The sequence below is a fragment of the Dyella terrae genome (assembly GCF_004322705.1).
Lineage (GTDB): Bacteria > Pseudomonadota > Gammaproteobacteria > Xanthomonadales > Rhodanobacteraceae > Dyella_D > Dyella_D terrae.
The window spans coordinates 1,012,253-1,037,957 of sequence record NZ_SIZZ01000001.1 but is presented as its reverse complement, the minus strand read 5'-3'; the positions used below and the strand labels follow the sequence as shown (position 1 = coordinate 1,037,957).

The 25,705-nt window shown below is 63.4% G+C and carries 27 protein-coding genes and 1 pseudogene; 18 read left to right on the top strand and 10 right to left on the bottom strand.

Annotation, left to right across the window (positions count from 1 at the left end):
* Positions 1-59 precede the first annotated feature (59 nt).
* Positions 60-482 (top strand): response regulator, encoded by a 423-nt coding sequence (locus EYV96_RS04695; RefSeq protein ID WP_131150318.1) that lies wholly within the window; start codon positions 60-62, stop codon positions 480-482.
* A gap of 13 nt (positions 483-495) precedes the next feature.
* On the opposite strand, the gene EYV96_RS04690 is transcribed toward EYV96_RS04695, so the two are convergent.
* Positions 496-1,692: a hypothetical protein gene (locus EYV96_RS04690; RefSeq protein ID WP_131150317.1), complete on the bottom strand. Its 1,197-nt coding sequence runs from the start codon at positions 1,690-1,692 to the stop codon at positions 496-498.
* Between the two features lie 274 nt (positions 1,693-1,966).
* On the opposite strand from EYV96_RS04690, the gene EYV96_RS04685 reads away from it, so the two are divergent.
* The 6 genes and pseudogenes from EYV96_RS04685 (at position 1,967) to EYV96_RS04660 (ending at position 8,565) form a co-directional block, all read left to right on the top strand.
* The gene (locus EYV96_RS04685) at positions 1,967-2,941 is read left to right on the top strand and encodes a sulfate ABC transporter substrate-binding protein (protein ID WP_205746089.1); all 975 of its coding nucleotides are present in this window, start codon (positions 1,967-1,969) and stop codon (positions 2,939-2,941) included.
* Entirely contained in the window at positions 2,938-3,765 is an 828-nt protein-coding gene (cysT, locus tag EYV96_RS04680; protein WP_131150315.1) for a sulfate ABC transporter permease subunit CysT, read from the top strand. Before EYV96_RS04685 ends, cysT begins: the two co-directional genes overlap by 4 nt.
* Positions 3,765-4,649, top strand: a complete 885-nt coding sequence (cysW, locus tag EYV96_RS04675; protein ID WP_131150314.1) for a sulfate ABC transporter permease subunit CysW — start codon at positions 3,765-3,767, stop codon at positions 4,647-4,649. Before cysT ends, cysW begins: the two co-directional genes overlap by 1 nt.
* A pseudogene (locus tag EYV96_RS04670) lies at positions 4,646-5,704 on the top strand (sulfate/molybdate ABC transporter ATP-binding protein); the annotation flags it as partial. The gene cysW and the pseudogene EYV96_RS04670, both read left to right, overlap by 4 nt.
* A 270-nt stretch (positions 5,705-5,974) precedes the next feature.
* Entirely contained in the window at positions 5,975-6,520 is a 546-nt protein-coding gene (locus tag EYV96_RS04665; RefSeq protein ID WP_240732342.1) for an HdeD family acid-resistance protein, read from the top strand.
* Between the two features lie 383 nt (positions 6,521-6,903).
* On the top strand, positions 6,904-8,565 hold the full coding sequence (locus EYV96_RS04660) for an MASE1 domain-containing protein (protein ID WP_131150311.1): 1,662 nt from the start codon (positions 6,904-6,906) through the stop codon (positions 8,563-8,565).
* Between the two features lie 231 nt (positions 8,566-8,796).
* Here the strand turns inward: EYV96_RS04660 and EYV96_RS04655 are convergent, their stop codons facing one another.
* From EYV96_RS04655 to EYV96_RS04645, 3 genes are all read right to left on the bottom strand, one after another.
* The gene (locus EYV96_RS04655; protein WP_240732341.1) at positions 8,797-9,261 is read right to left on the bottom strand and encodes a hypothetical protein; all 465 of its coding nucleotides are present in this window, start codon (positions 9,259-9,261) and stop codon (positions 8,797-8,799) included.
* 282 nt (positions 9,262-9,543) lie between these two features.
* Positions 9,544-10,356 carry a methyltransferase, TIGR04325 family gene (locus tag EYV96_RS04650; protein WP_165488592.1) on the bottom strand — a complete coding sequence of 271 codons (813 nt, stop codon included), beginning with the start codon at positions 10,354-10,356 and terminating at the stop codon, positions 9,544-9,546.
* 109 nt (positions 10,357-10,465) lie between these two features.
* Positions 10,466-11,686, bottom strand: coding sequence for a sensor histidine kinase (locus EYV96_RS04645; RefSeq protein WP_131150309.1), 1,221 nt, complete (start codon positions 11,684-11,686; stop codon positions 10,466-10,468).
* 228 nt (positions 11,687-11,914) lie between these two features.
* On the opposite strand from EYV96_RS04645, the gene EYV96_RS04640 reads away from it, so the two are divergent.
* A complete protein-coding gene (locus tag EYV96_RS04640) occupies positions 11,915-12,730 on the top strand; it encodes an SDR family NAD(P)-dependent oxidoreductase (protein WP_131150308.1) in 816 nt (271 codons plus the stop codon).
* Between the two features lie 109 nt (positions 12,731-12,839).
* Positions 12,840-13,733: a hypothetical protein gene (locus tag EYV96_RS04635; RefSeq protein WP_131150307.1), complete on the top strand. Its 894-nt coding sequence runs from the start codon at positions 12,840-12,842 to the stop codon at positions 13,731-13,733.
* 3 nt (positions 13,734-13,736) lie between these two features.
* Here EYV96_RS04635 and EYV96_RS04630 read toward each other — a convergent pair whose 3' ends face one another.
* Positions 13,737-14,654 carry a LysR family transcriptional regulator gene (locus tag EYV96_RS04630; RefSeq protein ID WP_131150306.1) on the bottom strand — a complete coding sequence of 306 codons (918 nt, stop codon included), beginning with the start codon at positions 14,652-14,654 and terminating at the stop codon, positions 13,737-13,739.
* A 103-nt stretch (positions 14,655-14,757) separates the two neighbouring features.
* Here EYV96_RS04630 and EYV96_RS04625 point away from each other — a divergent pair, with 103 nt between their 5' ends.
* From EYV96_RS04625 to EYV96_RS04615, 3 genes are all read left to right on the top strand, one after another.
* Positions 14,758-15,507, top strand: coding sequence for an SDR family oxidoreductase (locus EYV96_RS04625; RefSeq protein ID WP_131150305.1), 750 nt, complete (start codon positions 14,758-14,760; stop codon positions 15,505-15,507).
* Between the two features lie 53 nt (positions 15,508-15,560).
* On the top strand, positions 15,561-15,998 hold the full coding sequence (locus EYV96_RS04620) for a carboxymuconolactone decarboxylase family protein (RefSeq protein ID WP_131151494.1): 438 nt from the start codon (positions 15,561-15,563) through the stop codon (positions 15,996-15,998).
* 145 nt (positions 15,999-16,143) lie between these two features.
* Complete coding sequence (locus EYV96_RS04615; protein WP_131150304.1) at positions 16,144-16,983, top strand: hypothetical protein; 840 nt, start codon at positions 16,144-16,146, stop codon at positions 16,981-16,983.
* Positions 16,984-17,047: 64 nt separating this feature from the next.
* Here the strand turns inward: EYV96_RS04615 and ku are convergent, their stop codons facing one another.
* Complete coding sequence (gene ku, locus EYV96_RS04610) at positions 17,048-17,971, bottom strand: non-homologous end joining protein Ku (protein WP_131150303.1); 924 nt, start codon at positions 17,969-17,971, stop codon at positions 17,048-17,050.
* 132 nt (positions 17,972-18,103) lie between these two features.
* Here ku and ligD point away from each other — a divergent pair, with 132 nt between their 5' ends.
* On the top strand, positions 18,104-18,982 hold the full coding sequence (gene ligD / locus EYV96_RS04605) for a non-homologous end-joining DNA ligase (protein WP_131150302.1): 879 nt from the start codon (positions 18,104-18,106) through the stop codon (positions 18,980-18,982).
* 12 nt (positions 18,983-18,994) lie between these two features.
* On the opposite strand, the gene EYV96_RS04600 is transcribed toward ligD, so the two are convergent.
* Positions 18,995-19,657 (bottom strand): GAF domain-containing protein, encoded by a 663-nt coding sequence (locus EYV96_RS04600; protein WP_338068484.1) that lies wholly within the window; start codon positions 19,655-19,657, stop codon positions 18,995-18,997.
* 41 nt (positions 19,658-19,698) lie between these two features.
* Positions 19,699-21,075, bottom strand: a complete 1,377-nt coding sequence (locus EYV96_RS04595; protein ID WP_205746088.1) for a sigma-54-dependent transcriptional regulator — start codon at positions 21,073-21,075, stop codon at positions 19,699-19,701.
* 225 nt (positions 21,076-21,300) lie between these two features.
* Between EYV96_RS04595 and EYV96_RS04590 the strand changes: the two genes are divergently transcribed.
* The gene (locus EYV96_RS04590; protein WP_131150300.1) at positions 21,301-21,489 is read left to right on the top strand and encodes a hypothetical protein; all 189 of its coding nucleotides are present in this window, start codon (positions 21,301-21,303) and stop codon (positions 21,487-21,489) included.
* An 8-nt stretch (positions 21,490-21,497) separates the two neighbouring features.
* Here EYV96_RS04590 and EYV96_RS04585 read toward each other — a convergent pair whose 3' ends face one another.
* Positions 21,498-21,995, bottom strand: coding sequence for a hypothetical protein (locus EYV96_RS04585; RefSeq protein ID WP_131150299.1), 498 nt, complete (start codon positions 21,993-21,995; stop codon positions 21,498-21,500).
* Positions 21,996-22,248: 253 nt separating this feature from the next.
* On the opposite strand from EYV96_RS04585, the gene EYV96_RS18725 reads away from it, so the two are divergent.
* Positions 22,249-22,422, top strand: coding sequence for a hypothetical protein (locus tag EYV96_RS18725; RefSeq protein WP_165488591.1), 174 nt, complete (start codon positions 22,249-22,251; stop codon positions 22,420-22,422).
* Positions 22,423-22,471: 49 nt separating this feature from the next.
* A complete protein-coding gene (locus EYV96_RS04580) occupies positions 22,472-22,891 on the top strand; it encodes a CBS domain-containing protein (RefSeq protein ID WP_131150298.1) in 420 nt (139 codons plus the stop codon).
* A gap of 265 nt (positions 22,892-23,156) precedes the next feature.
* Here EYV96_RS04580 and EYV96_RS04575 read toward each other — a convergent pair whose 3' ends face one another.
* Entirely contained in the window at positions 23,157-23,426 is a 270-nt protein-coding gene (locus EYV96_RS04575) for a stress-induced protein (RefSeq protein ID WP_131150297.1), read from the bottom strand.
* 301 nt (positions 23,427-23,727) lie between these two features.
* On the opposite strand from EYV96_RS04575, the gene EYV96_RS04570 reads away from it, so the two are divergent.
* Positions 23,728-24,093, top strand: a complete 366-nt coding sequence (locus tag EYV96_RS04570) for a response regulator (protein ID WP_131150296.1) — start codon at positions 23,728-23,730, stop codon at positions 24,091-24,093.
* 51 nt (positions 24,094-24,144) lie between these two features.
* Positions 24,145-25,698, top strand: a complete 1,554-nt coding sequence (locus EYV96_RS04565) for a hybrid sensor histidine kinase/response regulator (RefSeq protein WP_131150295.1) — start codon at positions 24,145-24,147, stop codon at positions 25,696-25,698.
* Positions 25,699-25,705: the final 7 nt, after the last annotated feature.

Below are 25,705 nucleotides of genomic sequence, written 5' to 3'. Positions count from 1 at the left end.
CTATATCGCCGCGCCCCGCTTCGGTTCATCCTTGGCTTGTCCAGCCTGGGTTGATCGCAATGAAGAAAGCGACGGTCTTGTTGGCCGAAGATCATCCAACGGTGGCCGAGCAACTCCGACAGTTGCTTCAGGAATCGTTCGAGGTGGTTGCGGTCGTGGCACATGGAGAGGCCCTGGTGAAAGCGGCAGGGCGGCTCCTGCCCGACGTCGTGGTCACCGATATCAGCATGCCCGGGATGGATGGCCTGCAGGCGGCCAAGGAGCTGCGGTCGCGTCGCCCCTCGCAGGGCATCGTGTTCATTACGGTGCATGATGACGCGGCCCTTGCGCGCAAGGCGCTGGGGATTGGCCTTGGATATGTGCTCAAAGGCGAGGCGGGCGAGCAGCTGATCGATGCCGTGAACGCCGCGTTGCGCGGCGAGCCCTACGTTTCTTCAAGCCTTGGCATCGATCTTTACGACATCCATCGCGACGCGATGTAAGGGTCTCGGTTCGTCAGAACAACATGCCGACGATGGTCTTCAGGATCGTCTGCAGCGGGATGGCCGTGATCCAGATGGGTGCAAAGGGAAGCAAGGACATCACGATCAGCATGACCGCGGTCTGACGACTGAAAATCGCCGGCTTCATGTCATACACATTGCCGACGACGGCGTACAGGTCGGTCGTCGCCGAGAAGTCGGGCTGGGAGAGTGACTCGCCGTCGATGAGCGTGCCGTCGGCAAGCCACCGGTGTTCGAACGCATCGCCGACGTGGCTGGCCAGCATGCCGTAGCGCATGACGCCGTCGCGCTTGGTGATGCGCAGCAGCTTGGCAAAGATAAGTGGTGGCGAAATAAAGAGCACGGTGAGCACGGCGGCCGTGATGATGGGCGTTGCATTGTGGTCGGCCAGCTTGACGCCTTCGTGAAACACGCGATTGGCAAGCGTTCCTGCCACGACCGTAGAGAAACCCAGTGCAACGGGTGCGAAGGCGCGAGGCGTCATGGCGAGGAACTGAAGCCCTCCAGCATGATCGGGATGCGAAGCAATCAGGCGCAGGCCTTCTTTAGCGACGCGACTCAAGAATCGCACCCAGATGAACAGGCGCCACAGCCACGCCAGCGCAAGACCCAGCAGCAGTGGGAGACTCACGAGCATGTGCCACGCACCGGCAAGCGTGATGCGGCCCGTGCTGGTGAGGTGCTGCCACGCGGGGAATTCACGGGGGTCCACCGTCAGCGCCAACAGCAAGACGAGGGCATAGACAATGACGCCCAGGGTGACGGACGGCCAGACGCTCTGGCCGAGCTTGCGTGAACTCGATGCCAGCTCCTGGTACCAGACGACGCGGTCGGGGTCGAGCATGCGCGAATGCACGAAGTGCCAGGCGGCAACTTCCAGCCGGGGGCGTGCGATGTATTCGGCGATGATCAGCGCGGGCACGGCGATTAACAGGCGTGCGTGCACGGCGATATCCGTCAGGAACGAAAGTGCGGCTCCATTGCCATGAAGCCATTCCTGCGCCAGGCAGAGAATTGGCAAGGGAAGCCAGCCCAGGGCAATGGCATGCAGGATCCGCGTACGGGCTTCCGGTAGCTGACCCGGAGGAATGAGGTGAGCGCGACGGAGCAGTCGCACGTGGTTGGAGTCGGTGAAGATGGGCTGGTGGTCGCCTGGGCGGGTCGGCTGTTCGCTGGACGATGTGGACATGGCGGTGCGCTCCGATCGGGCGGCCGGGTTTCTCGCGCCGCGGCCATCGCTCCCAGTATTCACGTCATGCACGGCGCTCAGGCAGCGAACTCCTACCTAGGTGCTGGCTAGTAAATCTACGCATGGCGTGCGACGCATGGCCGCGAAGGGTGGCATGTGCATATGCACACAGATCATTTCTGCGCGGATTTGCGGCTCGGGAATATCGTGGACAAGGGCCGACCGGTCCGTCGGCGAGGAAGAGGCCATGGGCTGGCAACGGAAGATAGGTGCGATGTTGCTGTTGGTTGCGGGAGCCGCTGCCCACGCGCAGGACGCCAGGCTGCTCAACGTCTCGTTCGATCCGACCCGTGAGTTGTACAAAGAGGTCGATGCGGCCTTTTCCGCAAAGTGGAAGCGGGATACGGGCCAGGATCTCAAGGTCACCAGTTCACACGCAGGTTCGGGCAAGCAATCCCGCGCCGTCCAGGATGGACTTGAAGCGGACGTGGTGACGCTCGCGCTTGCCTGGGATATCGACGTGCTCGCTGACCATGGCCTGCTCCCGAAGTCATGGCAGTCACGGCTGCCGCAGCAGAGCACGCCGTACACGTCGACGGTCGTGTTCCTGGTGCGCAAGGGCAATCCGAAGCACATCCATGACTGGCCGGACCTGGTCAAGGACGACGTGCAGGTGATTACGCCCAACCCGAAAACCTCCGGCGGCGCTCGCTGGAATTTCCTCGCAGCCTGGGGTTGGGCGCAGCGTCAGCCGGGCGGGACCCCCGCTTCCGCGCGGGCGTTCGTCACCCGGCTGTATCGCCACGTACCCGTGCTCGATGCCGGTGCGCGCGGTGCGACCCAGACCTTCGCGCAGCGGGGCATCGGCGACGTTCTCATTGCGTGGGAAAGCGAGGCGCTGCAAACGCGGCAGGAACTGGGCGCCGATAAGTTCGAGATCGTTGCGCCGTCGCTTAGCATCCTGGCCGAACCACCCGTCGCGGTGGTCGACAGGAACGTCGACAAGCATGGTTCGCGCAAGCCGGCCGAGGCGTATCTGCGGTTCCTGTATTCAGGAGAAGGCCAGGAGCTGGCGGCGAAGTATTTCTATCGACCGCGTGATCCGGCGGTGGTCGCCCGACATGCTGGCCAGTTCGTCAACGTGCACACATTCACGCTGGCGGAGACGTTCGGCGACTGGCGCGCCACCCAGGCGACCTACTTCGCCGATGGGGGCATCTTCGACCAGATCAGCGAGGCGCCACGTTGAATCGACGCCACACGCTGCCGGGTTTCGGGTTGAGTCTGGGCGTGACGATCTCCTGGCTCAGCCTGATCGTCCTGCTACCACTGGCGGCATTGGCATTTCGTGTCGCCGAGCAGCCCTGGGATGCCTGGTGGGGCCTGTTGCGTCAGCGTCGCGTGCTGCTTGCGCTGCAACTGAGTTTTGGTGGCGCGGTGCTGGCGGCGTTCATTGATGTCGTGCTCGGCATGCTGCTGGCGTGGGTGCTCGTGCGCTATCGATTTCCGTGGCGCCGGCTTTGCGATGCGCTGATCGATTTGCCGTTCGCCTTGCCGACGGCCGTCGCTGGCATTGCGCTGACCGCCTTGTACGTGCCCGACGGATGGCTTGGCCGGTGGCTGGCCGTGCTGGGCGTGCAGGTGGCCTATACGCGGCTTGGCGTCTTGATGGCCATGGTCTTTGTCGGTTTGCCCTTTGCGGTGCGCACGCTCCAGCCAGTGCTTGAGTCGCTTGAAGCCGACGTCGAGGAAGCGGCGTGGACACTCGGTGCCTCGCGCTGGCAACGTTTCCATCGCGTGGTTCTCCCTGTACTGACGCCGGCGCTCCTGACTGGATTTGCGATGGCGTTGGCGCGCGCTGTCGGTGAATACGGTTCGGTGATCTTCATTTCGGGAAACCTTCCCATGCGCACCGAAATCGTTCCGCTGCTGATCGTGCAGAAAATCGACGGCGGCGGGGATATCGCGCCGGCGGCGATGCTCGGAGCGTGCATGCTGCTCCTGTCCTTGCTGGCACTCCTGTCGGTACATGGCTTGCAACGCTGGAGCGGTCGATGGCGGGAGGTGCGTTGATGGCCGCCATCGCGTTGCAGGTATCGCATCGACATGCCGGAGGATGGATGCGGTCGGGATTGATCGTGCTGGCCTGGCTGGTCGTGGGGGTCATGTTGGTGCTGCCGCTGGCCGTGGTTTTCGCGCAGGCCCTGGCCAAGGGGTGGGGTGTTTTCGTCGCGGCACTCATTGACGACGATGCGCGCGACGCGATGCGACTGACGCTGCAAGTGGCGCTGATCGCCGTGCCGGCCAATACCGTATTCGGCATCGCTGCAGCGTGGGCGATCAGCCATTACCGGTTTGCCGGACGCACCTGGCTTGAAGCGTTGATCGACCTGCCGTTCTCGGTATCTCCCGTGGTCGTGGGCCTGGTCTGTGTGCTGGCCTATGGCGCGCATGGCTGGTTCGGACCATGGTTCGCGGCGCATGACATCAAGGTGGTATTCGCCGTGCCGGGACTGGTGCTCGTCACCGTCTTCGTGACTTTTCCCTTCGTGGCACGCGAGCTGATTCCTGTCATGCAGGCGCACGGTGGCGAGGAGGAGCTGGCCGCGCGAACCCTGGGCGCATCGGGTTGGCAGATCTTCTGGCGGGTCAGCCTGCCGCGCGTGCGCTGGGCGCTGCTGTATGGCGTGCTGTTGTGCAACGCGCGCGCCATGGGCGAGTTCGGTGCGGTGTCGGTGGTCTCGGGGCACTTGCCCGGCGTGACCAGTACGTTGCCGCTGCAGGTGGAGCAGGTTTACAACGGCGGGAGCGTCAGCGCGACCACTTCGGCGTTCGCCCTGGCATCGTTGTTGGCTTTGCTGACCCTGGTGACTCTGGTGGTGAAGCGCACCCTTGAATGGCGCCACGGTGGTGAGCTGGCGGCGAACGCGCGCATCGCGGGGGAGCGCATGCCATGACACTCGAGATACGCCAGCTGACGCGCCGCTTCGGCGCATTCGTCGCCCTCGATCGCGTGTCGCTCGACGTGGCGCCCGGGGAGCTGGTGGCGCTCCTGGGGCCATCGGGCTCAGGCAAGAGCACCTTGCTGCGCATCCTGGCCGGGCTCGATGCGCCCGATCAAGGTAGCGTCCTGCGCGACGGTGAAGACCTGCTTGCGCATGACGCCAGCCGGCGAGGCGTGGGCCTGGTGTTCCAGCACTATGCCTTGTTCGCGCACATGACCGTGTTCGAGAACGTGGCATTCGGTTTGCGCGTGCGTCGTCGCGCGCTCCGACCTGGACGTCAGGCGATACGGCAGCGCGTGCTGGCCCTGCTCGAGCGGATGCAACTGGCGGAATACGCGGCGCGTTACCCCTCGCAGCTTTCGGGTGGCCAGCGCCAGCGTGTCGCCCTCGCTCGCGCACTGGCGGTCGAGCCCGCGATGCTTTTGCTGGACGAGCCCTTTGGTGCGCTTGATCAGCAGGTGCGCGTGAGCCTGCGTGGCTGGTTGCGCGATCTGCAGCGGTCCCTCGGGCTGACCACCCTCATGGTGACGCACGATCAGGAAGAGGCGCTCCAGATGGCCGACCGCGTTGTCGTGATGCACGAGGGCCGGGTCGCGCAGGTCGGTCGACCCGACGCCATTTACGATGTGCCCGCCAGTCCCTTCGTCCATGGTTTTGTCGGGCGAGGCACCCGGCTTCCGGCGATTGTGGTGCCAGGCGCCTTGCTGGTATCCGGTCACCGCCTCGCCGGCGACACCGAAGGCTGGGAGCCGGGCAGGGAGGTCGAGGCCTGGGTGCGGCCGGAGGATGTGCGGCTTGCCCCTCGCGTGCCATGGGGGGTGCCGGCCCGCATCGAAAGCCTGCTGTCCCGCGGTGCGACCGTTCATGCCGCCCTCGCGATCGACGGGGCGTCCGGCATCACCCTGGATGCCGAATGGCATGCGGGTGACGTAGCGCGGCTGTCCCTCCATGAAGGCGACCAGGTCGCCATCGCCTTCGCGCGGCTGCGCCTCTACGGAACCGAGCCCGATCCGCGACTGGTGGGCGTGTTCGTGCCGCACGGCGCGTTCGGAACGCCCGAGCATGGATTTGCCGACCGCGGCATGTGGTCGCAGCGGCGCGTCTGATTCGCGCAATACCCTGCGCTCGCGCGCAGCATCCTGCCTTCACGAGCTTTCGACCCCGCCGTCCTGAAAGTACCGCCATGGCCGTCTGCCACGCGGACGGCGCGTTGTCGCGGAAGGAGGATCGCCTCGTTCCAGGGACCCGGGCACGCTTAAGGGGGAGTGATGCATTCCATGTTTGGAGAGAGCCTGGCCCGTAGCTGGTGGGTGCTGATGCTGTACGGGGTGATCTCGGTCCTGTTTGGCCTGAGCGCGCTCGTCTGGCCTGGCACGACGGTAATCGCGCTGACCTGGGCATTCGGCATCATGGCCCTGGCCGAAGGCATCACCAGCATCCTTGCGCTGTTCAACCGCGACGTGCGCATTTCCAAGGCGCTGCTGTTCGTCTACGCGGTGGCATCGATCATCTTTGGTCTTCTGGGCATCTTCCACCCGGCGGTGGTGGCGAGCGTGCTGCTCGTCTTCCTGGGGGCGTGGCTGGTCGTCGCGGGGATTTATCGCATCCTGCTGGCCATTCGCATCCGCAAGCACATCAAGGGTGAGTGGATGATTGCCCTCAGTGGCGTCCTGGCGATTGTCCTGGGCGTGCTCTTCGTGGGGTACCCGGCGGCCGGCCTGCTGACCCTGGCGATCTGGATCGGAGCCGCGGCCCTCATCTACGGCATCCTGCAGATCGTGGCGAGCCTGCAATTGCGCAAGCTGAGCCACCTGGCCGTTTGAACTGGCCGGCAGGCCGACAACGGCTGTCGGCGCCGGACGTTTTCGGATGTAGGCCCAGCAAAAGCGGCCGGGTAGGACATGTACTGGGCACTTCTAGGAAAGTTTCTGGTCCCAGTCATGACCAAAGCACTGGCGCAGGAGCGCCAACATGGCAAAATGGTGAGTGATTTGCTGACGTCGAAGCCTGCCCAGCCGAGACGTAAACGAGGCAAGTGTGATGTCTATCACACTTTCGGATGATCAGCCCCGTTTAGACCGATCCATCGGCGTAGCGCACGGGGGCAAACCGTTTGATCATTCGTAGGTCGGGGGCGTCGGGGATAACGCCACCAGCTGCAGCGAGATCCGCCCATGCAGTTCGAGTACCAGCGTGAGCGAGAGGGATGAAAGCTACGACGGGGAAGGAAGCTATGCAGGAAGGAACAGCACGGTTCGCATGGGCTCGCCACATCGCTGTGGCGGCTCTTTATGCTGCCTGCTACATGCTGCTCCGCGCTGTTTCGGTTTCCAACTGGAGCCTGCCGGCCAGCCTGCGCCTGGCGGCACTGCTGTTCGTTCCCTACCGCTACTGGCCCGCGATGATCGTCGGCGAGTTCCTGCCGCTGGGGTTCATTTCGTACATCTGCCGCGAAGAATTCGGGACGACCTGGGCGCTGCTGGCGGCCATTCCGCCGATCCTGCCTTGCGCACCGGTGGTCGCGTGGTTCCGTCGCCGGACCCGGCTGCTGCAGTCGGAGGGGCGGGTGGACATGGCGCTCCTGCTGGTAGCGATGCTGATTTGCGCCGTCCTGACGACGGCAGGCAATACCGCCGCCCTGGCGGTCGTGCAGTCGCCCGACAATACCCCGCTGCAGGGCGTGACCTTGCAGATCGTGTTTGGATATTTTCTGGGTAATTTCCTTGGCGCACTGACCCTTACGCCGGTGATGATCGCCGCGCGCGGCTGGCTGATGGGTAATACCCGCCTGTGGCTGGGTCATGCGATGGCCCGCGGCGGATTGCTGCGCAACGCTTTCGTGTACCTGGTGCCGGTCCTGGTTGCGCTGGGCCTGATCGGCTACGCCGGCTCCGGCGACACCATGCAGATCTGCCGCATTGCCATGTTCCTGCCGGTCGCCTGGCTGGCCTTGCGCCATGGCTGGCAGGGTGCCGCGGTGGGTGGCGCCCTGGCCAGCATCGCGGTGGCCTTCACCGCATCGGTGGTCCGCGATCCCTATGTCATCCAGGCCCAGGCGATCATCGCCTTCGCCATTTCCACCTTGCTGATGTTCGGCTCGCGTATCGCGCGCCAGTCGGATGTCGATCTGCGCGACCACCTGGTCAAGGAGCAGGGCCTCCTGCTGGCTCAGCAAGGCCTTTATCAGGAAGAGCAGCGCCTTCGCCAGGCGGCCGAGGCGCTGGAACACGTCGGCCAGTCGATGCGCGACATGCAGAACCGGCTGCTCGACCGCCTTCGCCACACGCTGCCCGCCAACGAAGAGCGTGCGTATTCGCGCCAGGCGGCGCTGGCCCAGCACGAAATGCATCGCCTCACCAACGCGCTCTATCCGCGCGCATGGCGCGAGCGCGGCGTGCCGGCCACCCTGCAGGACGGGCCGCTGGCACAGGCCGTGTCGATGACGGGTGCCAGCTACAAGTGCGTTCTTGCCGGTCGGGGGCTTAGCCTGCTCGCGCCCGACGTGCACATGACCTTGTACCGGCTGGCGAGCGAGGCACTGGTCTACGCGCTCACGCGGCAGTCCATTCGCCACGTCGAGCTGACGGTCCGCGGTGGCCTGACCCACGGCCAGCGCTGGGCGGTCATGCGCATGGATTGCGTGCGCGACGCGCTTGCCGGCGACACAGCAACGGCGACCGAGTCCTGGAAGAAGGTGATGTCCTTGCTGGGTGCCGCCGGCCTCGGCGTGGAGACCATTCGCGAACGCGCCCAGATCTATGGCGGCGGCGTCCATGTGCGTGAAACGTCGGCAGGTCTGCGGATCACGATCCTGCTGCATGACGCATTGCGCACGATGAAGCCCGGCGCGCAGGCGCAGCAAGGGTGAATCGGCGTCTCTGACGCCGGTAAATGGTGAATGGTCAATGGTGAATAGGGAAAAGCCCGTGGCTTACAGCTAGGGGCTTTTTCGTTAAGCGCGCTGCTGAAGGCTGGTTGCTCTTCCTATTGACCACTCACAGCGCCGCAGGCGCGGATTCACCGCTCGCGCAGCGAGCACCCCCACACGCATAAAAAAAGCCGCCACCGGATGCCGGTGGCGGCTTGGTGACTTCCTGGATCAGTCGACGCGCGAGCTGCACTCCACCGGATCCTTACAGGTCGACAGGGCAGCGCGCATCATCACGGTGCCATCGGCCTGCGGTGCAGCAAGCACCTGCACGGCGTCGTCCTTGTAGACGATGTCGCCATCGGTACTGGCCGGCGCCGGCTGCGGGTCATCGGGGGTGGCAACGCGGTTGGCGTCCACGCCGATCGGAAGAACCATGAAGCTGCCGCCCGCCGTAGCGATCGCGCCGCGGACATTGCCGTGCAGGTCGTTGACCTGGACGTAGCGAACGCCATTACGCGTGAAGACGTAAACGTGCCAGCGGGCACTGGAGCTCACGTCCTGCGCGTTGGGCCACGACTGGCCCAGACCATTGGTGGAACCGTCGGCAGCCACAGCCTGCGTTCCGACCACCGAACCCGCCAGTAGCGCCAGGGCCACCAGTGCCTTGAATCCACGACTCGGCAAATGCCGCATATGCTTCCCCTCCTGGCAAAAAAATCAAAACGATGCCACAGGGCATCATGACTAAGCAGCCCATCGGGCACAGCGAGTTCGCCTCGGCGTATCACTGACAGGCCAGCGCCGGCGGCTCTGTCGGAGTACTGCCATGGGACGAGTTCGTCTCAGCCTGGGCGGCTGTGCGGATATTGACGCATCTTGAGCGTCGGGTCTGTAATTTTTGCGTGATTCGCGCACGCATTCGGCCGGCCGTTGAACAGCTTGGCCGCTTACACCCCGCCCGGTGTGATGAATATCTCAGTTTTCCAGCGCGAAGCTGAAACCGAAATATCGGTCCAGGGAATGATCAGGGTGAAATGGAATCATGCAACTACGGTGGGGATTTTCCCACCGATCCTTCATGCCGTACCCAAGTGCCTTCAGGTCGTGCAGGAATTCCCGCTCGGCAGTGACGCGATAAGGACAGCACGCGGTTCCCATGTTCTGCACGGTGAAATACGAGTCGCGCGTATGGATCGGCACCGAGTTGAGCAGCAGGAAGCGCGGTAGCTGCTTCAGGCTGCGCAAAAGATCGCCCAGCGTGTAATCGAGATATTGCAGCGAACCCGCCGCGAACAGGATGTCCACGCCACTGGCATCGTGTGCCTGGTCGGTGAAGCTCAGGCGACCGCTCGGATCGTTGTCTTCCGCCCACGCTTTGCCTGCGTCGTTGACCGACGGCACGTCCATGACCTGCCAGCGCATGGCGTCTGGATAGTGCAGGTACCGCTGGTACGAGTAATACGCGATGCCGACATGACCGCCCAGGTCGAATACGGATCGCGCGCCGCTTTCGAAGAACTTCGAAAGCCACAGCATCATTGGATAGTCATTGATATACACGCGGCGCGTGCGCTCGCGATAGAGATCCGCGGATGCCTTGTTGTCATAGCTCGACTGGCGCGCCGAGGGGACGCTCGATTGGGCGGCCGCAAAGGTGGGATACACGCCGCGATAGAGGTTTTCCATCAGCGATGCCGATGAAAAGAAACGGCGCGTATAGCGCGCTTCCAGCCACTGCCGCACAAGCGGCCATTCGGTGACGGGGTGGGCGGCGGTGGGCGTGGTCATGCGATTCCTGCGGGCGGTAGGAGCATTCGCGTTGTAGCGCCTGCGATGAAGACGCTGCCATACGACGCATGGCCGAGGGCCTCCGTCGAATGGCCAGGTGCGTGGAAAATTACGCGGCAGGCAGCGTGAAGCAGAAGCGCGAACCCCGCCCGGGAACGGGTTCGAACCAGATCGTGCCCTGGTGTGCTTCGACGATCGAGCGACAGATGGCCAGGCCCATGCCAAGGCCATCCGTCCGCGTCGTGAAGAAACTTTCGAACAGCCGGTTCATGTCTTCCGGTGCGACGCCCGGGCCATTGTCTTCGACATCCACCTGCACCAGGTCGCCCAGGGAGTGGGCACAGAGCGCGAGATGGTGATCGCCTTCGCCTTGTTCGGCCATGGCCTGCATGGCGTTGATCGACAGATTCACGATGACCTGGTGCATCTGCACGCGGTCAGCCTCCACGGGAGGAAGGTCGGGGTGAAGGTCGAGCCGGAGTTTCACCTGATGGTTCTGGATTTCATGACTGAGGAAAGCGGCGGCGTCCTGGATGATCTCCTGGAGGAAAACCACGATTCGGTCCGGTGCCTGGGACAGGGACATCTGACGCACGCGTGACATCACGTCCATCGTCCTGTGCGTGTCGGCGACGACGCGATGAAGCAACTGCGTGGCTTGCCGGACTTCCGGTGGCGAACGGTCGAGCCATCCAAGCGACGCGCGGGCGTCGTTGGCTATCGCGCTGATGGGCTGGGTAATGGCCTGGGCAATCGATGCCGTCAGTTCGCCCAGCATGGACGTGCGCGCAGCGCGCGTGAATTCCGTCTGCTGCGACAGGCGCACCTTCTCAAGGCGTTTGCGGTCGGCGATATCGATCATGCCGACGAGCAGGGTGGTCGAAGGCACGTCATCGGTGGGCCAGGTCAGCGTGAATTGCACATCGACTTCGTCGCCCTGCAGCGTCAACAGGCGCGTTTCGCCTTGATAGCCAGGCACGCCACGCAGCTTTTCATCGCGATCGACGTCGCATGAAAAGCAGGCCATCAGCGCTTCGGCAAAGGCGCCACGGCTTGCCGGCGGCCAGAATCGCCGGACCGAACCGAGCAGTTCCTCGCGCTTGGAAGCACCGAACCATTCGATGCTTCGCTCGTTGACGTCCACGATCCGCACGGCTTCCAGCGCGAGATCGACGAAGGCAGGATGCGTGGCGATATGCGTACGCAGATCGGTAACCTGGTGCGCGCGAAGATCATCGAAGACGGCTTCGAGTCCAATGCACTCAAGTTCCCACAGCGACACGGCCATCGCTTGCAGGAGAGGGCGGTAACGCGCGTCGCTCGCTTCCATCAGGGAGCACACTCCGTCGAATCACCCATCGGGTCACCCAGGCGCATCCACACATGCGTGGTGAGGACATCGGCGCTGGCAGCGCCAACCCGCCTAGCGTAGCGCGTGGCTCAGCGGGCGCAACCGCCTCCACCTTGACGCGATCTTCACCGATCGGCCGAGCAGGACGATGGCGCGAAGCCCGTGCTCTGTCTACAGTGACGAATCGCCCCGCACCGGAACCTCGCCATGAACCCTCGCATTCATCCCGACACGGTGCTCATCACGGGTGCTTCCTCCGGCATCGGTGCCATGTACGCCAGGCGACTGGCCGCCCAGGGGCACGACCTGATTCTGGTAGCCCGCCAGCAGAACAAGCTCGACGCTTTGGCCACGGACTTGCAACAGCACCACGCTGTTCGTGTCGAGGTCATGCCGGCGGACCTGACCTTGCCGGATGACCGTTCGCGCATCGAACAGCGATTGCGCGGCGACGATGCCATCAACATGCTCATCAACAACGCCGGCATGAGCGTGTCCGGTGGCAACGCCCAGGCCGACCCGGACACGGTCGAGGCGATGATCGCGCTCAATGTCACGGCGCCGACCCGCCTTGTCCGGGCCATGCTGCCTCGGCTCCTGTCGCAGGCGCGCGGGACCATCGTGAACGTGTCTTCGGTACTGGCCCTCGCACCCGAACGATTCGGCGGCAGCTACGCGGCGACCAAGAGCTATTTGCTCAGCTTCAGCCAGGCCCTGCAACGGGAAGTGGCGGGCCATGGCGTGCGTATCCAGGTGGTGCTGCCCGGCGTGGTGCGCACCGATATCTGGGAGCGGGCGGGCAGCAGCCTGGACCGCTTTCCGGCTGACATGGTGATGGAAGTGGACGAACTCGTCGATGCCGCACTTGCCGGTCTCAATCAGGGCGAGCTGGTAACCATTCCTTCCTTGCCGGACCTGGGCGAATGGGACGCGATCAATGAGGCGCGTCGGGCCCTTCTGCCGAAGTTGTCCCTGCGACACGCGGCCGAGCGTTATCGCAGCGACATCTCGGAAGACGCCTGACGCTTCGAGCGGCCTCGTCCTCGGCGAAGAATTCACGTGGACCGTCCGATGATCCCGTCCAGGCCCATCCAGAAGCAGGCCTGTCCCGAGGCGGATGACCGGAGCGCCCATGAGTCGACCGATTCGCGTGCTGCTGCAAACCACGATCCCGACGTCGGACGACGACTGGCATATCGGTCGGTTTTCGATGCTTGGACAGCTATTGGCCGAGGCAACCGATCGGCACGGGCGAGCGTTGTTTGAAGTGAGCATGCGCGATCGCGGTGCGTCTGACCGGCCGGATCCGCTATTGTCGGAAATCGATCATTCGAACTTCGATGAGATCTGGCTGTTCGCCGTGGATACGGGCGATGGCCTGCATGCAGAGGATTGCCAGGCCATCGAACGTTTCCGCCTGCGCGGTGGCGGCTTGCTGGTGGCGCGCGATCACATGGATCTGGGTTGCTCCGTGTGTGGTTTGGGCGACGTGGGTGCGGCCAACTACTTCCATACGCACAACCTTGATCCCGATGCATCACGTCATCACATCGACGACCGGGTTACGGCCAATATTTCCTGGCCCAATTTTCATTCGGGCGCCAACGGCGACTGGCAGTCGATCGAGGCAGAAGGCGATCCGCATGCCGTGTTGTTTTCGCCGGAGGGGCGGCACGGCGTATTGCGCTATCTGCCCTCCCATCCCCATGAAGGCGCGGTGGGCGTGCCGGCTGGCGACGAAACGGCGCGCATTGTTGCGCGCGGGCAAAGCAAAGTGAGCGGAAGCATGTTCAATCTTGCGATCGCGTTCGAACCCACCACGCAACGTGGACCGGCAGTGGCGCAGTCCACCTTTCATCATTTCGCCGATTACAACTGGGATACCCGCATGGGTGCGCCGAGCTTCGTGTCGGAGCCACCGGGGCATGCGTTGCTTCGCCACGCCGGGGCCATGGCATCCACACGTCGCTATGCCCTGAATGCTGCGCTTTGGCTCGGTGGCCGCGAAGTGACGCTGGCGGCCTGACGGTCAGGCCGTGATCTCACGTCCCTGCAGGAGTCGACGCGCGAGGCGCGGCTGCCGCAACTGCTCCAGCCACCACGCCAGGGCGCGTCCTTCCTGGTCGCCGCGCCAGCCGACATACAGCACGTTGGGCTCGCGCGGGTTGGCGACTTTCTTCTGAACGAGCGCGCCTGTCTTGATCAGGCCAGCGGCGCGATCACGTGGCACCCAGCCGACGCCCAGTCCCTCCTGCTGCGCCCTTACTTTCGCCTGCATGCTCGGTACGGCGAGCACCGGCTGCCCGCTCTGAACGCCATAGACGCGGCCCGAAGTGGATCGCGACGAGTCGGCCACGACGACGCTTCGATGCGCAGCGATCATGTCGCGTGTGAGCGGTTCACGTACCTTCGCCAGCGGATGCCGGGGTGACACGGCGAAAACCCAGTCGATCACGCCCAGCTCGAACCACTTCAGGTGTGGCATGGACGGTGGCTCGTTGGTCGCACCCACCACCAGGTCCGCACGTCCGTCGCGCAAGGACTCCCAGGTGCCGCCCAGCACTTCATGGGTTATTCGCAGGCTGACGCCGGATCTCAGGGCATCGAACGCCTGGATGACCGGAATCAGCAGTTCGAACTCCAGGAGCTCGTCGGTCACCACCCACAGGCGGTCTTCCCAGCCGCTGGCGACCTGTTTCACGCGCTGGGTCAGGCGTGAGACATCCAGGCTCAACCGGGCGGCCTCCTGGGCCAGCAGTTGGCCGGCAGGCGTGAGCTGCAGTCGGTAGCGGCGCCGATCGAATAGCAGCGCATCGAATCGCGCTTCCAGCTGCCGGGCGGCGTGCGAAACGGTGGATGGTGCCTTGCCCAGGCGCGCAGCGGCACGCGAAAGGCTGCCGCTGTCGCGGATCGCTTCCAGCAAAGCCAGTTCGTCCTCGGACAACATGTTCGACACCTTCGAACGTCTTCGTCGTCGCGATGGTACGGCATCCGGCATGGCCGGGCGCAATCTTTCACTCAACTTCCCCCAACTTTTGAAGGATTGCGACATGAAACGTTTCGAAGGCAAGACGGTCCTGGTCACCGGCGGCAACAGCGGCATTGGCCTCGCATCCGCCCAGGCGTTTATCGACGAAGGCGCAAAGGTTTACATCACCGGCCGCGACGCATCGACCCTGGCGTCGGCCGTCACGGCACTTGGTCCGTCCGCACGGGGTATCCGCAATGACGCATCGTCCCGTGATGGTGCGGCGGAGCTTGCGCGTGACCTGGCCGGCGATGGCGTGCGCCTCGATGCCGTGTTCTTCAACGCAGGCATGGCAAAGTTTGCAAACCTCGCGGAGGTGACAGAGGACTTGTGGGACCAGACCTTCGACGTCAACGCCAAAGGCGTCTTCTTTCAGACACAGGCCTTGCTTCCCTTGCTCAATCGTGGTGCTTCGCTGGTTATCAACGGGTCGATCAATGCGCGCATCGGGATGCCGGCGTCATCGGTGTACGCCGCGAGCAAGGCGGCGGTGATCTCGCTGGCCAAAACGCTGTCGGCTGAGTTGTTGCCGCAAGGTATCCGCATGAACGTCGTGAGCCCGGGGCCGGTGGCGACGCCGCTTTACGGCAAGCTGGGCCTGGACAAGGCGCAACTGGACGCGACGGCCGCCCAGATTCAGGCGCAGGTTCCGCTCGGCCGATTCGGCAAACCGGAAGAAGTGGCGTCGACCGTGCTGCATCTGTCCTCGCCTGAGTCAGCTTTCATCGTCGGGACCGAGATCGTCGTCGACGGTGGCATGAGCCAGCTTTGAGATAGCTTCGCCCGCACCGCGATGCATGACTACCGAAACTGAGGAGAGCCGTGATGAACACCCGGATTGATTTTTACAAGGCAAGTCCCGATGCAATGAGGGCGATGATGGCCCTCGAACAGCGCATCGCCCAAAGCGGGCTCGAGCCACCGCTGGTCGAACTGGTTCGACTGCGCGCATCGCAGATCAATGGTTGCGCGTACTGCGTTGACTTGCATTCCCGCGATGCGCGCAAGGCCGGCGAAGACGAGCGACGGCTGGCGACGTTGAGCGTTTGGCGCGAAACGCCGTTCTTCAGCGAACGGGAGCGTGCGGCGCTGGCGTGGACGGAAGCGGTCACGCTGATCTGTCAGACACACGTGCCCGACGACGTATGGGATCTCGCGAAACCGCAATTTTCGCCGGCTGAAATCACGGATCTGACGCTGCTGATCGCCACTATCAATGCATGGAATCGCTTTGCCATCGCGTTTCGCAAGTTACCTGCCTGATCGCCTCCCTGCGACGTGCATGCGTGAATCGGCATGCACGTCGATGAATGCTTGCGCGAACCTTGCCGTGCTGTTCACACCCCGACAACCCGATGTGCACTTTTGAATTCCTAAGGTGCGGGAACTTTCACGGGAGAAAACACGCATGAATCAAGGGAACTCGAGCAAACTCCGTCATGCCTCGTGCGCGGCGCTGACATGGGCGATGCTGGCGGCGAGCAGTTCGGCGTTTGCCGATCAATCCCCAGCGTTGGATCGCGTGAGCATCTGGCTCGGCGGCTACTGGGCCAACACCGATACGAAGATCGGGGCAGGGGATAACGGTGGTCTGGTTTACGGCCGCTTCGGCCTTGAAGACGATCTTGGCTTTCCGGATCACAAGTTCAGTCCTCGTGCGCGCCTTGACTGGTTGCTCGGCGATCACCAGGGCTTTTCATTCGATTACTACAACATCAACCGCTCCGAAACCAAGACACTCACGAAGGACATCCGGTTTGGTGGCAATGACTACCTGGCCTCGGCGCGCGTCAAAGGCAAGCTGGATTTCGGCTTTGGCAGCGCGGCGTATCGATGGTGGTTCGGCTCGGGGCAAAGTGTGTTCGGCGTTGGACTTGGTGCGGCTTACTACCGTCTTCGTACCGGCCTCAGCGGTGAAGCCAGCGTGGGCGGCATCAGCGGGCAGGCATCAAGCAGCAGCGATGACAGTGCCTGGGCCCCCATGCTTCAACTGGGTTGGCGCTACGCCGTCAGCGATCAGTTCCGCATCTACATCGACGCGTCGGGCATCAAGAAGAATGGTGGCAATCTCAACGGCCACATCTACAACGCCGCGCTTGGCCTCGAATGGTTCCCGTGGCAGAACGTCGGCCTTGGTGCCGAATACGGCTACCAGAAGATCAAGCTCAATCAACGCCATCACGACTACTACGATGACCTGAACATGCGGGTCGATGGGCCGTCACTGTTTGTGCGCTTCCGGTTCTGAGTTCGAAACAACCGGATCGGCGCACCTGGGCGGGACGCTGCAGGGCGTCCCGCCCAGTCTTCCTTTAGCGTCGGGCGCGCTTGCGCGTCGCTTTGCCGGTGGCAGTCCGCTTCGCGGCCGTCTTCCTGGCGGCCGCCTTCTTGGCGTTTGCTTTCTTGGCCGGCGACTTTCGCTCGGCGGGTGTACGACGGTTCTCGGAGAGGCTTTTCTGCAGAAGTTTCATGAAGTCGACGACATTGGTCGCAGCGCCTTCGTCATCGCCTTCCGCAATCTCTGGAGGCGGCGTCACGGCTCCCTTGGACTTGATGCGCTTTTCGATAGTTTTGCGAAGCCGGTCGCGGAACTCATCCTGGTAGTCGGAGGGGTTCCATGTCGTGGTCATCGATTCGAGCAACTGCCTGGCCATCTCCATTTCCTTGGCGGAGATCCTGTACTTGGCCGGAGCGGCGTCGGGCAGCGCGTACTCTTCGGCATCCACGACCTCCTGCGGATAGCGCAGAAGCAGAAGCAGCAAGGCGTGTTCCTTGGGCACGACGGCGGCGAGGTATTCGCGCGAACGGACGACGACCCGGGCAATGCCCACGCGGTGGGTCTTTTTCAGCGTTTCACGAAGCAGCACATAGCCTTTCTCGGCTTTTTTGTTGGGCACCAGAACGTACGGTTTCTCGTAGAACTCCGGCGATAGCGAAGCCGCATCGACGAACGCTTCGATCTCTACGGTTTCCTTGCTGTCGGAGCGCGCGGCCTGAATGTCTTCCGGTTCGAGTACGACATAGCTGCCTTTTTTGTATTCATAAGCGCGAACGACATCCTTCCACGGCACCTCTTCGCCGGTTTCGGCATTGACGCGCTCATAGCGCACCGGCGCCTTGTTGCGGCTGTCGAGCATGCGGAAATGGAGGTCGACTTTGCGCTCGCCTGGCATCAGTGAGACGGGCACATTCAGCAGTCCGAATGAAAGCGAGCCGTTCCATAGGGGGCGTGGCATGAGGACATCTCTTCCGACCGGGGATGTCTAGCAAACCGGCACCGGGGTAAAGCGCGCGTGACCACCATGTATGTCTCGACCGCAAGGTCACGTGCAAGCGCCTAACGTGGCGCGAGCTTGAGGGAAGCATTCATGGCACGTACCGAGGACGCGAAGGTCCGCATCACGCATCCGGAGCGAGTGATCTATCCGGAGAAGGGCATCACCAAGCAGCAGGTGGCCGATTACTACGCCGCGGTCATGGACGCCTTCCTCCCGGGCGTGACGGGTCGCCCGACATCGGTCCTGCGTTGCCCCGAGGGACGCGGTTCGGCCTGTTTCTTCCAGAAGCACGAGATTGCTGGCCTGAAGCGCGTGGCCACCGTGCCCATGGAGGAGGTCAGTGGCGCCCGCGATGAGTACCTGTGTCCCGACTCGCCGGATGCCGTGCTTGAACTCGTCCAGTTCGGCAGCCTTGAGTTTCATCCATGGGGAGCGCTTGCCCGCGACCCCGGGCACGCCACCTTCGTGGTGTTCGATCTCGATCCCGGCCCCAATGTCACCTGGACCGATGTCGTGGCGGGGGCGCGTGCCGTGCGCAAAGTGCTGGCCGGGATGGGGTTGATGTCGTTTGTACGCCTGACGGGCGGTAAGGGTGTCCACGTGGTGGCGCCCCTGTGCCCTCCTTGTCCATGGGACGCGGTCAAACCCTTTGCCCAGGGGATCGCGCGATCTCTGGCAGCGCAGTGGCCCGATCGCTTCGTTGCGGTGGCCAGTAAGCGCGAGCGCGCCGGCATGATCTTCATCGACTACCTGCGCAACAGCCGTGGCGCGACCAGCGTTGCTTCCTATTCCCTGCGCGCCCGCGAAGGTGCGCCCGTTGCCATGCCTTTGCGTTGGGACGAACTGGGCCGCGCAGGGGCGGCGTCGGCATTCGATATGTCCAAGTCGATGCGTCGCCTGGCGCGCCAGCGCAGCCATCCCTGGGAAGGCTGGGACGACGTGCGGCAAGGGCTGCCGCCCATCGCATGAAACCCGGCTTAGTCAGTGGCTTCCGTACTGCTGGACGACTTGCGCGCAACGAATCGTCTCCGCGCAGATCTCCTCCAGCAACTGGCTCACGCGATCGCCAGGCTGCTTCTTGTGCAGCGTGAGCGCCAGGTCCGCGTGCAAAACGATGGAGCCAAGCACATTGTTGACCTGATGGGCCCACTGAGGATCTTGGGCAACGAATCCGGCGCTTTCGTGGGTCTGGGTATGCCCGTCCATGCTGTCCCATCGCAGCAGTGGCCACATCAGCGTGGTGAAGCGATCCAGCCCGTCCAGGAGTTCGCGATCAATCACCGTATCGTCGCTGAAATAGATGCCCAGCGAGCCAAATACGTTATCGCCCCGCACCAGCGGAAGCACGACGCCGCGCTGCAAACCCTCGCTGTCTGGCCAGGGATCCGAGGGTATTTGACCTCGAAACCACGTCGCCGGACCGCCCGCGATCAGCGCCCGTTCGGTCAGGGTGCCATCGAGTCCGGTGAGTGCCGAGTCGGTGACGCCATGTGCGGCCGGGCTTCGCCAGTGGATGCCGCCTTCGCCGTGCTGCGGATCGACTTTCACGATGAGGCAAAGCCGGGCCCCCACATGCTCGCGCATCACATCCAGCAACTCCTGGACGGCACGGTGCGGACACGGCCCCCCGCTCACTTTGGCCATCCATGTCCCAAGCAGGGCATCGCTCAACCTTGGCGTCGATGTCATGTACGTCTTGTCGCCTCGTCGCTGGCCGCGTAGCGGGCCAGCTTGTTGTAGATCGTCTTCGTGCTGATGCCAAGTACTTGGGCGGCGCGGACTTTGTCGTAGCCGTAGTGCGCCAGCGTGGTCATCAGCATCCGACGCTCGACCTGTTCGAGCGTCATCCCCACTTCCATGTTGAGTGCGCCACTGTCACGGCCGGGTGAACCCGGTGGTGGTGGCAGCAAAGACAAGTCAACGACGTCTTCGGCGAGGACGAAGGCACGCTGGATGCGATGCCGCAATTCGCGCACGTTGCCGGGCCAGGCGTAACGCTCAAGGCTTTCCAGGGTACCCGGAGCGAATTGCAGGTGCGCCGCGTAGCGCTGATTGAGTTGTCGCAGGAAATGGGCGGCCAGCAAGGCAATGTCGCCCACGCGCTCGCGCAACGGTGGCATGTGGATGGGGAAATCCATGAGGCGGTAGTAGAGGTCCGAGCGCAGCATCCCCTCCTGCACCGCGCTGAAGGGATCGCGATTGCATGCCGCGATGACACGGACATCGATGCTGCGACTTTTGTCGGCGCCGACGCGCGTGATTTTTCGTTCCTCGAGAACGCGTAGCAGATGCGTCTGCAGGGCCAGGGGCATTTCGGTGAACTCGTCCAGGAACAGGGTGCCACCCTGCGCCTGCTCGAAGAAGCCGGCGTGCTCCCTGATGGCGCCGGTAAAACTTCCCCGGGCGTGGCCAAATAATTCGCTGGGAAGTAGCTCATGGGCCACGGCGCCGCAATTCACCGCCACGAAATCACCCTTGCGTCCACTCAGCTCGTGCAGCGCGCGGGCGGCCAGTTCCTTGCCCGTGCCGCTCTCGCCTGAGATGAGCACGGTGGCATCGGTCGAAGCAACGCGGGTGATGGCCGCAAAGACGTGGCGCATCGCGCCACTCTTGCCAATAAGCGCGCCCACCTTGTCCGGTTCCGGCTCGCCCTGGCGCTGCGCCGCACTGGCGATGGCCCGGTCGAAAAGCTCATTGAGCTGCGCGCCGCGGATCGGCTTGATCAGGTAATCGATGGCCGCGGATTTGACGGCGCGCACGGCGGTATCCATGGTCGGAAATGCGGTGACTACGACGGCCTGGCCGGCACGCGCCAGCGCGATGTCGTTCAGCAGATCCAGGCCGTTGCCATCAGGCAGGTCCAGGTCGACCAGGGCCAGGTCGTATTCATGCGCGCTGGCGGCCGCTTGTGCCTCGGCATAAGTCGCTGCAGGAATGACCTTGCAGCCCTTGAGCGTCGCGTGCGCCGCGGCAGCATTGCGATAGGACGCATCGTCATCGACGAGCAGGATGGTGGGAGCGGAGAGGGGCATGCTGTTCTCGTACAGAGGCGAGTGGTGCATGCGGTGACATCCGGCGAAAGAGCGTTTGCAAACATCCTTGTCGACCGCACTCAAGCAATACTGCGCGCGCAAAAGTGCACGACTTGTCTACAGCGAGGCGCAAGAATGAACGCCAGCAACATGCTGAATTCACGCGCTGAAATCTCAGGGCGGATGAAGCGGGGACTGCACTTGCGGTTCATCTGCCGGGGCGCAAGGTCGGTCAAAAGCGTAAGGAGCCTTCACATGGCTAAGCACGATCGCAAAGACCTCGATCATCCGTCCGACCGCGAAGACAGAAAGAAGGAAAGTGAAGCTGAGCGTGCGGCACGCAAGCGCGCCGAGAGCGAGAACCAGGATCATTCGCTCGAAGAGACGTTTCCCGCGAGCGATCCAGTGTCGCCCTTCATTCCCGCCAAGGCACCCAAGGACTGAATCGTTGCTCAAGTGAGCATGGTCGGTTGCTCGAAAGGCAGGCGCACCAGTCCCAGGTCATGCATGACCAGATCCACGTGTGGCATGACTTCGCGTTTGCCGTCGAGGACAACCAGAATGCTGCCCTGTTCAATCTCGTGCTCGAATTTGCGCCGCACGGGGTCGGGCAGGGACGCGCCGGCCAGCGCGCTGGCCCACGCCCCCATCGTGGCACCGATGAGCGTCATCGCCCCGACGCCGGCGAGCGTCAGGCCCAGGGGCGGAATGACGATGGCGACCAGGCCCACCAGCAAACCTGAGGCGCCGCCGCCGACAACGCCTCGCGCGGCAGCCGGATAAAAATCATTCGTCACCACTCGCCGCTGGTCAGGAATCGACTCCAGCTCGATGTCGTGCCTGGCGATCAGCGAAATGCAGCGGCTTTCGATGCCTTCCTTGCGTGCCGCGCCCATCGCGCGCTTGACGAGGCCCATGTCGGGGGCGCTGTAGACGTGTCTGACTTTCATCGCCGTCCCCACGCAGTTGACGAGTCAGAAGCATGCGCCACGCCTCGTGAAGCGCGCGATATGTCGCGTTTTCGCGAGACGCAGATAACCGCCGGCTAAACGCAAACGATCCTGTGTATGAGGTCGTTGATGCGTGCCACGCGTTTCGTTGAAGCGATCACCGCGATGCTGTTTGCGTGCGGCGCCATTCGGCGCGACGCCGTGCAGATGCACCTTTCCCCCATTGGGCGCCGAGCCTCTGGAGACATTCCCCATGACTCAGCAGAACAAACCTGGCCACGGCATACCGGAAGATCAGAAACAGCATGCCCGCGAAGCCACCGGGAAGGAAGGCAAGCACCAGGATCAGCAGAGCCCGAAGCGCGAGGCCAGCCATCAGCCGCAGAATCCGCAGCGCCAGGACCAGGGCAACAAGCACCAACACTGACCATTGACGGCAGGGGCCGCGCAACGTCGCGGCCCCGGGAGGAGCAAGCATGCACGCAAGGGACATCATGACGGCGCATCCACGTTGCTGTGGCGCCGACGATACGCTCGAACACGCGGCGCGCCTGATGGCGGAAGAGGACGTGGGCGAGATTCCGGTGATTGATGCGGCGCATCATGTCGTGGGCGTGATTACTGATCGCGACATCGTCCTGCGCTGCGTTGCCCAGGGCGAGAGCGCCACGCTTGGCCCCGTGGGCAAATACATGACGGCGCCGGCCCTGTGCCTGGGAGAAGACGCATCGCTTGAAGACGTTGCCCACCTCATGGCGAGCCAGCGCATTCGTCGCGTGCCCATCACTGATGGCGAGCAATTGCTCTGCGGCATTGTCGCGCTCGCCGATCTTGAAAAGACCGACGCCCGTTCACTGAAGATGAAGGTAGCTGAACGTGTATCCGCGCCCCATTGATTCGATAGTGGCGGCGGGTGCGCCCGGTGAGGTGCCGGCCCCTGTGCCGGACCCGGTCAAGCCGCCGGCACCTTCCGAACCCCCCGATCCCCGTCCGGAAGAGCCTCCCGTTCCTCAACCGCACCGGCCACCGCTTGGCGACCCAGAGCCGCCGCCGGCTCCGGTAACCGATCCGGTTCCCCCACCCAGCGAGCGCCCTCAGGCGCTCGCTTTTTGCCGGGGTGTTGCCGCGTCCCTGCGGCAGACGTGACATCCCTGATTCAGATCAGTCGAGCGATTCGACCGCCTTGTTGGGCTTGCGCTCACGGCGGCCGCCAATCCGGCCGATCGCCGCCATGTGTTCCCGGTTCGCGCTCACTACCTGTCCGCCCTTGTGGCCGGCGAGGCGTGCCTCCTCGGCCGTGAATTCGTGGGCATTGCCGCGTGCATGGGCCGTACGGCCACCCAATGAGGACACCTCCTTCTGTCGCTGGCTGTCCATGCGTGCGAAACCACGAGGTGCCGGAGTTACGCCAGTGTTGTCGTTTACTGCCATCGTCTCGTTCTCCATGGGGATGAGTGGGGTGAACCACCGAAGTGGCTCATCCATAACGAGGCAATAGCCGTGCCAGCGCCCGAAATGGCGCTACGAAGCCATTGGCGACACGCTTGAGTGTGCTGGCGAGGGAAAAATGTGCAGGGCAGCGTAAGAACTACACGGCCATGGATAATCCGTGATCAATAAATGCACGATATTTCGGAAACCGTTCACATGACCGTGCGGACTTGCGGATTCCCTCACGTTGGGAATACTTCAGTTGCTTTGAAATCCGCGCACGTCAACCGAGGGAACCGTAGTGAACCTGATCATGGTCGTGGAAGACGACGCCGACATCATGGCTGTCACCAGCATGCTGCTTGAAGACGAGGGCTACGAGGTACTGCAGGCATCGCAGGCAAGTGAAGCCCTGGCGTTCGCCCGGCAACATCCGGAGATCGACGTCGTGTTTACTGACGTGAACCTGCGCGAAGGCGTGAATGGCATCGAACTGGCGCGTGACCTGAAAGCACAGGGCAGCCAGGCCTCCATGATCGTGGTTTCCGGTGACCTGGGCTGGGCGCATACCCGGCTCGATGCGGACATGCGATTCCTCGCCAAGCCCTACACCCGCAAAGACCTGATCGAAGCGGTGTCGCAAGCGTGTTCACGGCACCACGCCTGACCGGCGCAACGTCGCGTACGTCCATCCATTAAAAATCCAGCGGCGAACTCCATGTCCTCAGGCTTGCTTGCGGCTTCACCGGTGCTTGGGTCCGATGCGGACCGGTTTCGGCTGCTGGTCCAGTCCGTTGTCGACTACGCCATCTACATGCTGGACCCCGGCGGCCACATCGCCAGCTGGAACCTGGGTGCCCAGCAGATCAAGGGTTACTCCGCCGAAGAAGTGCTGGGTCGGCACTTCTCGATGTTCTACACGCCAGAGGATCGGGAGCAGGGCAAACCGCAAGAGGCCCTGGGAACTGCAGCGCGCGAAGGCCGCTTCCATGGCGAAGCCTGGCGCCTGCGCAAGGACGGCAGCCGGTTCCGTGCCCTGGTAGTCATCGATGCGATTCGCGACGTGGACGGGAGCCTGATCGGCTTTGCGAAAGTCACGCGCGATATCACGGCGCGTTGGGAAGCGCTCAACCGCCTTGAGGAAAGCGAGCGACGCTTTCGCCTGCTGGTGGAGGGCGTGCCGGACTACGCGATCTGCATGCTGGACGAGCAACGACTGATCCAGCACTGGAATAGCGGCGCGCGGCACATCACCGGTTACGATCGCCAGGACGTCATGGGCCGCCCCGTGCATTCGCTGCTCGCACTGGAGGAGCGCGCCAACGAAGAGGCGATGGATGCCGCCTACGATCGCGCGGTCTCCGTCGGCACCTACGAGGCCGATTACTGGCATCGTCGCAAGGATGGCAGCAGTTTCCTTGCGCACATCCTGATCCGTCCGCTGCGCGACTCGGATGGCGTACTACGCGGCTATGCGCAGATAATCCGGGACGTCAGCGAGCAGCGCGCCGCTGAAGAAGAGCTTGAGTCGACGCGGCAGCAGCTGTTCGAGGCGCAGAAACTGGAGGCGCTGGGTCAGCTGACGGGCGGCGTGGCGCACGATTTCAACAACATCATGCAGGCGGTGATGGGCAGCCTTGAAATCGCGCGGGCACGGCTGAAACGTGGTGACGGTGAGGCCGCGGGCACGCATATCGATCATGCGATCCGATCCGTCGAGCGTGGCGCCCAGCTGACCAAGCGGCTGCTGGCGTATGCACGACGGCAACCGCTGATGGCCACGTGTGTCGACCTGAACAAGCTGGTCGCCTCGATGGTCGACATGATCGAACGGACCGTCGGAATGCGCGTGAGGCTTCAGTTCGAGCCGACCGAAGGCGAGCTGCTAACCGTCTGCGATGCCAATCAACTGGAAACGGCGCTGCTCAACCTGTGCATCAATGGACGCGATGCGATGCCGGACGGCGGGCGCCTGACGATCAGCACGCGGCGTGGCGTCAGCTCGCACGTGCCGCATGACTGGGTCGGCGTGGCGGTGTCCGACACGGGCGTTGGCATGACGCGCGAAATCATGGAGCGCGTGTTCGATCCCTTCTTTACCACTAAGCCGCTGGGCCAGGGCACGGGGCTTGGTTTGTCGATCGTGCAGAGTTTCGCGGCGCAGTCACAGGGGGCGGTGAACATCCAGTCGAGCGTCGGCGTTGGAACCTCCATCGAGATTCGCCTGCCGCGTTACACGCCCGGTGCCGAAGAGGCGATCGGCACGCCCTGAGCGTGCC